Origin of the sequence: Chryseobacterium sp. PTM-20240506 (assembly GCF_048296755.1) — a bacterium.
Taxonomy (GTDB): Bacteria; Bacteroidota; Bacteroidia; order Flavobacteriales; family Weeksellaceae; genus Chryseobacterium; species Chryseobacterium proteolyticum.
On the sequence record NZ_CP182581.1, the window covers coordinates 843,376 to 855,327 of the forward strand.

Genomic DNA, 11,952 nt, shown 5'->3' on the forward strand with positions numbered 1-11,952 from the left:
TGAATAATGAGTAACGATAATACGATAATTAACCAGAAACACTGGCTACAGGCTAACAGGGACCTTATGGCCAAAACAATCGCCGAATTAATGCATGAGGAGCGATTAAAGCCTGTCGCTGTATCTCAAGATGAAGAAGGATATACCACCTTCAGCCTTGAGACAGGATTTGAAAACATAGAATATAGCTTCAGGGGACAGGAAAGAATGATGGATTTCTGGCATATTGATAAAGCCAGTATTACAAAAACAGAGAATGGCGAAAAAACCGACATCCTTAATATTCCTCAATTTTTCCTTGAAATGCAGGCGGTTTTTGATCTTGATTCCAATACATTAGCAAAATACACAGAAGAATTACTGCATACTTTATATTGTGATTCCCTGATCTTGTCCAGAGGGATTATGACTTCAAAGGATCTGGCATCCAGTAATTACCAGACAGTAGAGCACCAAATGACAGGTCACCCATGGGTTATTGTCAATAAAAGCAGATTAGGCTTTTCACCTACTGACCTTGAAACCTTTGCCCCGGAAGCGGATAAGAGCTTAAAAGTCCTTTGGTTTGCCGCTCATAAGAGCAGATCATCTTTTCATTCTTTAGGGCATATCGATCAGGAAGAATTTTACCGCTCTGAAATCGGGGATGAATTATATCAGAATTTTCAACAAAAACTGATCAACAAAGGAAAATCAGTTGAGGATTATCATTTCATCCCGGTGCATCCCTGGCAATGGGAACATAAGTTAAAGATCCATTTTGCCGGAGACCTTGTCTCCGGAATATTAATTCCGATGGGAGAGGGTAATGACGTTTACAGCCCGCAACAGAGCATCCGTACTTTATTCAATGCAGATCATCCTGAGAAGAGATACTTAAAAACGGCTGTCTCTATTCTGAGTACCGGAAACATCAGAGGACTTTCCCCTAAACAGATGAAAATAGCACCCTCCATTACAGATTGGGTAAAAGGACTGATCAAAGGGGATGCTTATCTGGAAAATAAAGGAACCATATTTCTCGGTGAAGAAGCTTCAATCGCTTATCACCATCCGCAATACGGTGCTATTACAGGCGTCCCATATCAATATAATGAGTTCCTGGGAGCATTATGGCGTGAAAGTGCCGGATCTTATTTAAAGGAAGACGAAGAAATGTTTACCATGGCTTCATTGCTCTATGTGGATCAAAACGGAGTTCCCCTGGTACAAGCTTTTGCTGAAAAAGCAGGAATCAGTGTAAGACAATGGATCACAGAATATCTCGACGCTTATCTTACTCCTCTTCTTCATATCTATTACACCCATTCTCTTTGCGTAACACCTCACGGAGAAAACATTATGGTGGTATTGAGAAACGGGCTTCCACAAAGAATTGTTATTAAAGATTTTGTAGATGACATTGTTTTAACGACAGAAGCCAGAGAAAAATTACCGGATCATCTGGCAGACGGCTTGATTCAGTCCTCAAACAAAGAAAATGTTCCATTGTCCATTCTTCTTGGGGTTTTTGATGCCTTTTTCAGATATTTATCAAACGTTCTTCATACCTATTCGGATCTTAAAGAAGAAGAGTTCTGGACACTTGTTCATGAATGTATAGAGCATTACAAAAATCAAAACCCTGATTTAAAAGACCGCTATGCAAAATATGATCTGTATGTTCCGTCATTCAAAAGATTCTATATCAACAGTGTACGCTTGAAAAATAACGGTTACAGTGAAAACAAAGCATTTGCTATTCCAAAGAAAGATGGTGCTTTACCCAACCCATTGTACCAGATAGCCAATAAAAATTCTGTTGTGGCACTATGAAAAAGTTCCTGCATCTTGTAAAAGACGGTTCTGTATTTGCGTACGGAGCATTAGCCGGGAGAAAAACCGAGCTTACCAGCGGAAGCATCAACCGTTCAATCTTCAGTTTAGCCATTCCTATGGTGATGGAGCTTGTTATGGAATCTGTTTTCGTGAGTATCAATCTTTTAATTATTGCGAAGCTTGGAGATAAGGTCCTCGGACTTGTTGGTATTACAGATAACTACATCAATTTTGCCAACGCGATTGCCATCGGTCTTGGGATAGCGGCTGCTACATTAACGGCAAGGAGAGCAGGTGAAAAAGACAAGGAAGGAATGGGACAAACGGCACAGTATATCATACTGCTTGCGTTTGGATTTGCCCTCTTGGTTGGGGGACTGTCATTTATTTTCGCATCCGATATCATCGGCTTTCTCGGGATTAAACCCGATAGTATTGATCATGGAGTCCTTTTTTCCCAACTGGTATTTTTAAGTATCGGATTGGTTATTCTGAGGCTTTCCATTAACGGGCTTTTCAGAGGGGCCGGGGATGCTTCCCTTGCTATGAAATCCCTTTGGCTTTGCCATATATCGAGTATGGTATTCGCGGTCATCTTTGTTTTCGGACTTGGTTTTATTCCTGCTTACGGATTAATGGGATTAGCTTATGCTACTGTTTTATCCCGTCTGCTCGCGGTAATATACCAGTTTTTTATCCTCCTTACAGGAAAAACTAGCATCAAGATCGGTACGAAGTTTCACTTCGACCTTTCCTTAACAAAGAAAATCCTCAAAATTACCTTTGGCGGACTGGTTCAGTATATTATTCCTGCCTCCAGCTGGCTGATTATGGTGAAGATTATTGCAACCTTTGGAACCACCGCACTTGCAGGTTACATTATTGCCCAAAGGATAGCTTCTGTGGCAACCATGCCTGCCTGGGGAATAGGAAATGCTGCGGGAGTTCTTACGGGCCAGAATCTGGGAGCAGGAAATCCGGATCGTGCGGAAAAAACCGTATGGAGGGCAGGAGGAATCAACATGACATATCTCGTGGCTGTTGCTTTATTCTGGCAACTGGCAGCGGAATATGTTGTTACCTTTTTTACTTCGGAAGCCCAGGTCGCTCAGTATGCAGTCCAGTATATCCACGTGGTTTCAATGGCTTATTTGTTATTAGGCTTTACAATGGTGATCAGCCGCGCACTTAATGCTGCCGGAAATATCATGCAGGTAACCCTGCTGTATATGATCATGTTTTATGTTATTCAGCTTCCTTTGGCTTATCTCCTTGGAGTAAGGCTTCAATGGGAACTGAAAGGAATATTTACAGCTATCGTTTCTTCGGAAATTGTACTGGCTGTGCTTTTCCTTATGATCTTCAGAAATGGTAAATGGAAAACTATAAAAATTTAAAATGCACACAACAGACGAATTTTATGAAATTATTGCATCAGCAATTGCAGTAAAAAAAGAAATGATTGATGAAAACCTTACCTACCAGGAAATCCCGGAATGGGATTCTATGTCCCATCTTCTTATAGTAGAAGCATTGGAACAGTTCTACCAAATAAAGTTTGATTTTAATGATATTCTTGAAATGGGAACTGTAGGAAAGATCCGCGACAAAATGAAAAAATACGATGTACTCGTAGAAAACTAAGTATATGAAAATTTTAGAAAATGTAATTGCCAACAGAAGCCTCTCTTTTATAGAGGCTTCCAGTGGCAAAAGTGTTCCGGTAGGAACATTGTACCGGTCATTAGGCCTGAATCCTGTAGAAAAAGGATTGATTTTTTTATACAATGACAATCAGCTGTCCAGTATTGAAGTTTTACTGAACTTCTATGGTACGGCTCATGCCATTGCAATTCTGGGACAAAAGCTTCACCCGGACTTCAAAGAACGCCTGGAAGCAGAATACCGTCCGAAATACATCTTTGATCCGTCACGGGAAGAGCTTCAGGGATATTCATCCAGAGAATTCTCAGAAACAATTAAAATCTTTGTTAAAGAAGATTATAAACCGGAAGTTTCCATTCATCCGGATATTAAGATTCTTTTAAGCACCTCGGGAACAACAGGAGTTCCTAAGCTGGTTAAGCTTTCGGATGAGAGTCTTTATAAAAATGCGGTGAGTATTCTGCAATATATGCCTATCCTGGAATCGGATGTAGTTCCGTTAAATGTCCCGATTAATTTCGTGTATGGTTTTTCGATTTTCACTACCAACTGTATGCGGGCAGGGAAAATAGTATGCACGGATAAAGATATTATGCAAAAGGCATTCTGGGATGAAATGGAAGAGTACGGATACAGTACACTGGGTGGCGTTCCATACCTTTATGAAAATCTGAACCGAATAGGCTTCTTCAGAAAAGACAGTAAAAGCCTACGATACATGACCCATACAGGAGGGGTGATCAACGGAGAACTTCGAAAAACGATCTTCAATTACTGTCATGAATTTGAAAAACAATTCTTTGCCCAATATGGACAGACAGAAGCCGGAGGAAGAATGGCTTACCTCAGTACCGATGGACTTCTTGAAGAAGAAACGTCTATTGGTAGCCCGGTACACGGCGCAAGCTTTGAGATCGATCCGGAAACAGATGAACTTCTTTTCTTCCATGAAAGTATATGTGGAGGATATGCCAATACACTCCATGATCTTGCAACTTATGAGCAACCCAAAGTGCTTCGTACAGGAGACACCGCCAGGAGAGGACAAAATGGACTGTATTATATTACAGGAAGAATAAAACGCATCATGAAGCTATTCGGAATTCGTCTCAACCTGGATGAGGTTGAATTTATTCTTAAAAATGAACTGGAGGGAAGCACATTTGTATGCCTGAATTCCAATGACAAAAAGATCATTGTATTATATGACAACAATGAAATTGATCCTCAGATTATCACTGAAACCATAAAGAATAAATTACGCATCAATCCTCAATATGTACGCACGGAACATATAGAGACATTTCCATTATCACAAAACGGCAAAATAAATTATCCCCTGTTACAAAACCTTCAGCATGAAAACATTTAGAACCCTTATATTACTTTTACTTCTTGTCAGCTTTCCCGTAATTGTCTCTGCACAACAGAGCGAACGTGTCAACGGCAAGATCATGCTGTCTGATAAAGCACCGGTAAAAAACGCGCTTTTAAGACTAGTAAATACGCCTTATCAGGCAAAAACCAATAATTCAGGAGAATATTATTTTGACAACGTGCCGCCTGGGGAGTATACTCTTCAGGTGGTTTTAAATGATATCGAACTCACACGTGAAACCATTCGTATTGAGAAAGATGTCTATGAAATCCCGGTTATTTATACCGCGGTGGAGAACAATGTTATTGAAGGAATTACCGTATATGCTGTAAGCAGAAATAAATTTCTCGATAAGGACAGTACTTCAATTGCTAAAATGCCGTTGAAAAACCTGGAAAATCCACAGATGTACACCAGCATCAATCAGCAGATCCTTAAAGAACAGCTTGTTTATGATGTTTCAGATGCTTTGAAAAATGTTCCTGGTGTTGTGAAAATGCAGGGAAGCGCCGGAAGAGCAGGAGACGGAAGTTTCTACTATAACTTAAGAGGTTTTCCAACAAGAGTTTCTATGGTAGACGGTGTCCCGGCAACCACCAACTCTGAAATTGATCCTTCAGATATTGAACGTATTGATGTAATCAAAGGACCTTCCGGAACATTATACGGTGGAGCGGTAACATCATTTGGCGGACTGATCAATGTTGTAACCAAAAAACCAAAAGATTATTTCGGGGGAGAAGTTTCCTATTTATTGGGAAGTTATAACCTGAATCGTGTTACAGCTGATGTTTATGGTCCAATCACCGATTCCAGAAAAACTTTATTCCGATTAAATGCAGCATATCAGTATCAGAACGGATTCAGGGATTCTGAGTTCAGAAAGTCTATGTTTGTTGCTCCTACACTGAGTTATCAGGTTAATGACAGATTAAAGTTCAATCTTGGAGCGCAGATTTATACCTACGAAGGAACGAATACGCCGATTATTTTCCTTGCCAGAACACGCCCGTTTGAAGCACATACTCCACAGGAGCTTGGATTTGACTGGAAAAGATCATATTCCAACAATGATATGAGTTTAAAAGCTCCGTCTATCAATGTAAAAGCTGAGGTTAATTATAAAATTTCCGACAACTGGAGTTCGCAGACTTTGATTTCGAGAAACTACAGAAAAACAGAGGGATTATACCAGTATCAATTTATCCGATCACCTAAAAGAGACGATATGCTGGAACGTAACGTACAATGGCAGAATTCCGAAGGAGCTTCCACAAGTATCCAGCAGAATTTTAACGGACAATTTAAAATTGGGAAAATTAAAAATAAACTCCTGATCGGATTGGATTATTTAAATCAGTCACTGAACAATAATAATTCTCCAATCGTTAAGTATGATACGATCAACGGAAGGGATCTTACGGGTAAATACGGTGCAATATCAAAAGATCTGGCTCTTCAGAAAATACAGATTTTCACACAAAATGCTATTACTAAAACAGGAAAATCGCCATTGGAAAGAAATACAATTTCAAGCAATATGTATGGGGCTTATATTTCTGATGCCGTTTATATTACCGACCGTTTAATTACATTGCTTAGTTTACGTTTTGATCATTATGAAAGTAAAGGTCAACTTGACCTCAATACCAATACGAATACAGGTGCATTCAATCAGAATGCCTGGTCACCGAAACTGGGTATTGTTTACCAGGTATTTAAAGATCGCCTGTCTGCATACGCCAACTATATGAATGGTTTTAGCTATGTAGCTCCGAGCTCTCAGCCGCTTCCAGATTATAGCGGAGATTTTAAACCTCAAAGATCTAATCAATGGGAAGCTGGAATTAAAGGAAATTTGTGGAGAAACAAGGTGAATTTTACGATCGGATATTACAATATCCTTGTCGACAATATGCTAAGGGCAGACGTTGTGATTCGAGATGGAAAAGGGTATAATGTAACCATTCAGGATGGAGAACAAAGAAGTAAAGGAATTGAAATTGAAACCATTTTAAACCCTATCCATGGTTTAAATATTATGGCAGGATATTCATACAATGACAGTAAATTTGTAAGATCCGCGGCCAATGTGGAAGGCCGCCGTCCTTCATCTTCCGGTCCTGCAAATGTATTCAATTCATGGATCAGTTACATACTCCCAATCAACGGACTACAGGGATTAGGTATAGGTTTCGGACTTAATCGTGTAGGTAAACAAATAACAGTGGATAATGCAACTACAGGACAATTTATATTTCCTGCCTATACATTGATCAATGCTTCTGTCTCTCTTGAAAAAGAAAGATACAGACTAGGATTTAAAATGAATAATTTAGGGAATGCCCAATATTTTGCAGGGCAAGGTGTTGTAGTAGCCCAAATGCCTCGTAATTTTGTAGCTGAGGTTAGCCTTAAGTTTTAATAATGAATTCTAAATTGAGAAAAATCACATATCAATTACATCTATGGCTCGGACTAATGTCCGGGCTTATAGTTGTAATAATGGCAGTTACCGGTTGCATCCTGGCATTTGAAAAAGAATTAAAACATACGTTCTATCCTGAAAAATATTTTGTCAGATCAGTTAAAAATGAAAAGCTCCCATTTTCGGAACTAAAATTGAAAGCTAAACAGGCATTACCTGACAGCTTAAAACTTAGCAGGGTAGAAATATCTTCCGATCCTTACCGCAGTTATGCATTCCGTTCCCTGAAAATGAATGACGAAGCATGGACATATTGGGGAACTTATATTTATTATTACAGGGTTTATATAGATCCTTATACCGGAAAAGTTCTTGCAGTTGAGAACGCCAAAACCGACTTTTTTGAAATTGTGATGGATCTCCACAGAAGATTATTGCTTGGAGAAAAAATAGGAAAGACCATTACGGGATATTCCACACTGATTTTAGCGATCATGCTTTTTTCCGGCTTAGTGATCTGGTATCCCCGTAAAATGAATAAAAATGCATTGAAAGGCATGTTTTTTATTAAAACATCAGCTAACTGGAAAAGAATTAATTATGACAGTCACAATGTTCTGGGTTTTTATGCTGTGATCCCTCTGCTTCTGATCTGCTATTCCGCAGTGATATGGAATTTTGAAAATATTGATCAATGGGTAAAGAAAACTTTAAACGGAAAGGCCCACACTGAACAAAAAGCTAAGAGTACAGTACCCGCCACCGGGTTCTCCAATCAAAAAATGATCCTGGATATCGTAGGGAATAAAGTGGAAAAAAGTCTGGCAGGTAAAAAATCCGCATTGATCAGTTTTCCCAAAAAAGAAGAGGGAACGTACTATGCAGAGATAACATATGGTGATAAACAATACCAGAATGAGCAATTCAATTTTGATCAATATACCGGGGAAACTTTAAAACATCAATTGTATAATGACAAAAATATCGGGAACGGAACCGCTCTAAGAGGAAGAAATTACGATCTGCATACAGGAAGTATTCTGGGTACGGCAGGCAGAATTTTATATCTCATTGCTGGTTTAATTGCGGCATCACTTCCCATTACAGGATTTATGATTTATCTAAACAGGAAAAAAAAGAAACCAACAAAAAGGAGTCATGCAAAAATTCATAAGCGAAGACATTCCTTTTTTCAAAATAGCCACTAAAAAGAGTAATAAAAATAGTACTCATTTTTATGGGCTTAAAAAATTATGAAATCAGTCTCTTTACATTTTCAGATAAAATTCTGATACTTTGTTCCATTTCTTCGAAAGTTAAGTTTCCAAATCCCAGCCTCATTGCCGTAAGATTTTTGTTTTGATACAATAATGTTTTAGGAATGAATAGGTTATTTTGAGCGCAATTCCTGCTGAGCTGCATAAGGTTCAGGGGAACATTCCACTCAATCCAGATCGCTAAGCCACCTGATGGTTTTTGGAACCGTATATATTCCCCAAGATATTCTTCCAGTAAAAGAGCGAACTGGTCCCTTCTTTCCTGATAAATCTTGACCGATTTCTTAAGATAACGATGAATTTCTCCTTCAGCAATCATTTCACCCAATACCTGCTCCATAAGAATATCACCCTGACGGTCTATAATTCCCAAATATTTACGCAATTCAGTCATCAGGTTTTCCGGAGCCACAATAAATCCTGTCCGGAATCCCGGGGCAAGTGATTTTCCGAAAGAACCGGTGTAAACAACCATTCCGTTTGTATCTGCACTTGCTAAAGGAAGGATAGGACTCTTATCATAATGGAAGTCATAATCGTAATCATCCTCCAGGATCACAAATCCAAATTCGTTCGCCAGATTCAACAGCTCTAGTCTTCTTTGAGCACTTAACGTTACCGTGGTAGGATAGTGGTGGTGAGGAGTGAGATATAACATCCGTATCTTTTGCTTTTTACAGGCCTCCCTTACATATTCCACCATAATTCCTTCTTCATCGATAGGAACAGGAACAATATGAACCCTGGCTTTCTCCAGTATCATATTAACCGAAAAATAGCTCAGTGCGCCTACCAATACAGTGTCGCCTTCTGATAAAAGTACTTCCGAGACAATATAGATGCTCATTTCCGTACTTCTTGTAATAAGCAGATTTTTTTTGGAAATAGGAAGCCCTCTTGATAGATTCAGGTAATGAGAAAGGTTCTTTTTAAAGAATTCACTTCCGTCATGATTATAATGGCCAAGCATTTTATGATGTGCTTTACGCTTGAGAATAGCACTGTAAATCTTGGAATGCTGGTCAATCTGTGTTAACCTGATATCCGGTACCCCATCATTCAACAGATATTCACATGCAGAATGCTCAAATGGGTTATCGAGGATATTAGACGTTTTAAAAGAAAAGCCTGTTGTTTTCGGATAATGTTCAAGGTCATTGGTTTCAAAATTTTTAACCTTTGTAGGCTCATCCTTATTTTTCCCGATAACAAATGTCCCCTTATTCGGGATGCTGTCTACCCAGCCCTGAGCAAACAGCTCATCATATACGGCAACAATTGTATTACGATGTACTTCAAGGGTTTGACTTAAAGCCCTGGTTCCCGGAAGTTTGGTCCCAAAAGGAAGGTAACCACGCTGAATCGCATTGATCAGCTGATTGGCAATCTGCATATATATTGAAGCGTCTGAACTTCTGTTAATTTTGACAAAACTCTGATAAGGAATTTCAACCGGACTATCCATAATATTAAAACTGGCACCATTCAACCATCCGGCAATATACTACATTTGAATCAAAATAAAAATACATGGAATTTTACAATCTATTAGAACGTATTGTAAAAAATAATGAGGTTCATGCCAAATGGCTGAATACATTATCTTTTATGGAGAATGCAGGAGCCAGAAAAATTTCCAGCTGTGAGCATCCTACCCAGGTGAGCCAGATCCAGCTAAAACATGCAGCAGAAGAACACCGCCATGCCTACTATCTGAAAAAGCAGATCGGAAAGCTTAATCCCGACTTTTGTAAAACCTATGAAAAAGAAGAGCTTCTGGCTTCATTGGCAACCCGTCAATATCTGCACTCTTTGGATATTAAAGCGTGTAAATATTTACAAAAGGCATTTTCCTTAACCAAAGAAGAGCTAAAATATGCTGCTTACCTTTTTGTAACCTATGCCATTGAAGTACGTGCCGATGAGCTATATCCCATATATCAGGATATCCTGACTAAAGAATCTTCTAAAATTATGGTAAAGTCAATCATTCTTGAAGAAGAAGGACACTTAGAGGAAATGATCAATCAACTGAATGAGTTTTCACCAGACTGGCAGCTTCATGCAGAAGAGATTCTTAAAATTGAACATCAGTTACATGAACAATGGATCAGCTCCATTACAAAAGAAGTAATACAGCTGAATTAAAAATGGGAGGGGGTCAATTAGCTCATTTCCAGCAGGCATTGGATAAAAGAAGAGAGCAGGGAATCTTCAGATCTCTCCGGCCTAAGCTTGAAGGAACAGATTTTTATTCTAATGATTATCTGGGTCTGGCACAAAATAAAGCATTTCAGCATTATTTGCTCGGGCAGGTTCAGAATAATCCTGCATTATTAGCAGGCAGCACAGGATCAAGACTAATCAGTGGTAATAGTGCAGTAGCCGTTCACACGGAGGAATTTATTGCCCACCAACATCAATACGATTCAGCATTGCTTTTTTCTTCCGGATACAATGCCAATCTGGCTTTGTTCTCAGCCCTGCCAGGAAGACAGGATACTATTATTGTAGACGAACACATCCACAGATCGGTACACGATGCCTGCTGCATCACCCATGCAAAAAAGATCAAGTTTAAACATAATGACCTTATCAGCTTAGAAGAAAAATTAAGCAAAATTCAGGGAAACTGTTATATTGGCATTGAAAGCCTGTATTCGATGGAAGGTGATTTTGCTCCGATCCAAAAAATTGTTGAGCTGGCAGAACAATACAATGCCCATCTCATCGTGGATGAAGCTCATTGTTTTGGTGTTTTAGGATATGGATTAGTTAATGAAAATCAATTACAGGACAGGGTTTTGGCTACTGTGATAACTTATGGTAAAGCTTTAGGGGCACATGGAGCAGCTATTTTAAGCAGTCGGCTGATCAAAGACTATCTCATTAATTTTGCGTCTCCTTTTATTTATACCACATCAGCACAGGATGTTCAATGGAATTCTGTAAAAGCCGGTTATGATTTCCTGAAAATCCATCCTGAATTAGCATTAGAACTACAGCACAATATCACCCTTTTTAGAAAACAAGGACTTCAAAGCCCTTCAGCAGAAAGCAGCCCGGTACAGGCTATTGTTATTCCTGATAACCAACAATTACAATTGCTGCAAAAAACATTATCGGAAAAGGGAATGCTCACCTATGCAATCTACAGTCCAACCGTGAAAGAAGGAACAGAAAGATTGAGGGTATGTCTGCACAATTTTAATACCGAAGAAGAGATTATTGAGCTTGCCACAACAATCAGAGAAATTATGTGAATGTAAAATAACGAAATCACAGAATTGAGGATTTGTAGTTGATTATCAAGAGGTAAAAGCCTTCTACTTTTTAACAACATTATAAATCCACAATTTTAAGATTCAGCAAGTAAGCTGTTCAGC

9 protein-coding genes are annotated in these 11,952 nt (G+C 38.9%); 8 read left to right on the forward strand and 1 reads right to left on the reverse strand.

Annotated elements, in window-relative coordinates; translation table 11 throughout:
* Positions 1 to 6: 6 nt before the first annotated feature.
* From ACNFU2_RS03615 to ACNFU2_RS03640, 6 genes are read left to right on the forward strand one after another with little or no spacing between them, the layout of a single operon-like run.
* Entirely contained in the window at positions 7 to 1,815 is a 1,809-nt protein-coding gene (locus tag ACNFU2_RS03615) for an IucA/IucC family protein (RefSeq protein ID WP_273647999.1), read from the forward strand.
* The gene (locus ACNFU2_RS03620; RefSeq protein ID WP_273648000.1) at positions 1,812 to 3,215 is read left to right on the forward strand and encodes an MATE family efflux transporter; all 1,404 of its coding nucleotides are present in this window, start codon (positions 1,812 to 1,814) and stop codon (positions 3,213 to 3,215) included. The genes ACNFU2_RS03615 and ACNFU2_RS03620 overlap by 4 nt, the downstream gene beginning before the upstream one ends.
* A 1-nt stretch (position 3,216) precedes the next feature.
* The gene (locus ACNFU2_RS03625) at positions 3,217 to 3,462 is read left to right on the forward strand and encodes an acyl carrier protein (protein WP_172282766.1); all 246 of its coding nucleotides are present in this window, start codon (positions 3,217 to 3,219) and stop codon (positions 3,460 to 3,462) included.
* Between the two features lie 4 nt (positions 3,463 to 3,466).
* Positions 3,467 to 4,855 (forward strand): AMP-binding protein, encoded by a 1,389-nt coding sequence (locus ACNFU2_RS03630; protein ID WP_273648001.1) that lies wholly within the window; start codon positions 3,467 to 3,469, stop codon positions 4,853 to 4,855.
* Positions 4,842 to 7,286, forward strand: a complete 2,445-nt coding sequence (locus tag ACNFU2_RS03635) for a TonB-dependent receptor (protein WP_273648002.1) — start codon at positions 4,842 to 4,844, stop codon at positions 7,284 to 7,286. The genes ACNFU2_RS03630 and ACNFU2_RS03635 overlap by 14 nt, the downstream gene beginning before the upstream one ends.
* A gap of 2 nt (positions 7,287 to 7,288) precedes the next feature.
* Positions 7,289 to 8,497: a PepSY-associated TM helix domain-containing protein gene (locus tag ACNFU2_RS03640; protein ID WP_273648003.1), complete on the forward strand. Its 1,209-nt coding sequence runs from the start codon at positions 7,289 to 7,291 to the stop codon at positions 8,495 to 8,497.
* Between the two features lie 43 nt (positions 8,498 to 8,540).
* On the opposite strand, the gene ACNFU2_RS03645 is transcribed toward ACNFU2_RS03640, so the two are convergent.
* Positions 8,541 to 10,031 carry a PLP-dependent aminotransferase family protein gene (locus ACNFU2_RS03645; protein ID WP_172282759.1) on the reverse strand — a complete coding sequence of 497 codons (1,491 nt, stop codon included), beginning with the start codon at positions 10,029 to 10,031 and terminating at the stop codon, positions 8,541 to 8,543.
* Positions 10,032 to 10,096: 65 nt separating this feature from the next.
* Here ACNFU2_RS03645 and ACNFU2_RS03650 point away from each other — a divergent pair, with 65 nt between their 5' ends.
* Positions 10,097 to 10,714 (forward strand): hypothetical protein, encoded by a 618-nt coding sequence (locus ACNFU2_RS03650; protein ID WP_273648004.1) that lies wholly within the window; start codon positions 10,097 to 10,099, stop codon positions 10,712 to 10,714.
* The gene (locus tag ACNFU2_RS03655; protein ID WP_273648005.1) at positions 10,672 to 11,829 is read left to right on the forward strand and encodes an aminotransferase class I/II-fold pyridoxal phosphate-dependent enzyme; all 1,158 of its coding nucleotides are present in this window, start codon (positions 10,672 to 10,674) and stop codon (positions 11,827 to 11,829) included. Before ACNFU2_RS03650 ends, ACNFU2_RS03655 begins: the two co-directional genes overlap by 43 nt.
* The last annotated feature ends 123 nt before the right edge of the window (positions 11,830 to 11,952 follow it).

Coding starts and splice junctions, on each gene's coding strand:
- ACNFU2_RS03615 (WP_273647999.1), top strand. CDS start 7: ATGAGTAACGATAATACGATAATTAACCAGAAACACTGGCTACAGGCT.
- ACNFU2_RS03620 (WP_273648000.1), top strand. CDS start 1,812: ATGAAAAAGTTCCTGCATCTTGTAAAAGACGGTTCTGTATTTGCGTAC.
- ACNFU2_RS03625 (WP_172282766.1), top strand. CDS start 3,217: ATGCACACAACAGACGAATTTTATGAAATTATTGCATCAGCAATTGCA.
- ACNFU2_RS03630 (WP_273648001.1), top strand. CDS start 3,467: ATGAAAATTTTAGAAAATGTAATTGCCAACAGAAGCCTCTCTTTTATA.
- ACNFU2_RS03635 (WP_273648002.1), top strand. CDS start 4,842: ATGAAAACATTTAGAACCCTTATATTACTTTTACTTCTTGTCAGCTTT.
- ACNFU2_RS03640 (WP_273648003.1), top strand. CDS start 7,289: ATGAATTCTAAATTGAGAAAAATCACATATCAATTACATCTATGGCTC.
- ACNFU2_RS03645 (WP_172282759.1), bottom strand. CDS start 10,031: ATGGATAGTCCGGTTGAAATTCCTTATCAGAGTTTTGTCAAAATTAAC.
- ACNFU2_RS03650 (WP_273648004.1), top strand. CDS start 10,097: ATGGAATTTTACAATCTATTAGAACGTATTGTAAAAAATAATGAGGTT.
- ACNFU2_RS03655 (WP_273648005.1), top strand. CDS start 10,672: ATGGATCAGCTCCATTACAAAAGAAGTAATACAGCTGAATTAAAAATG.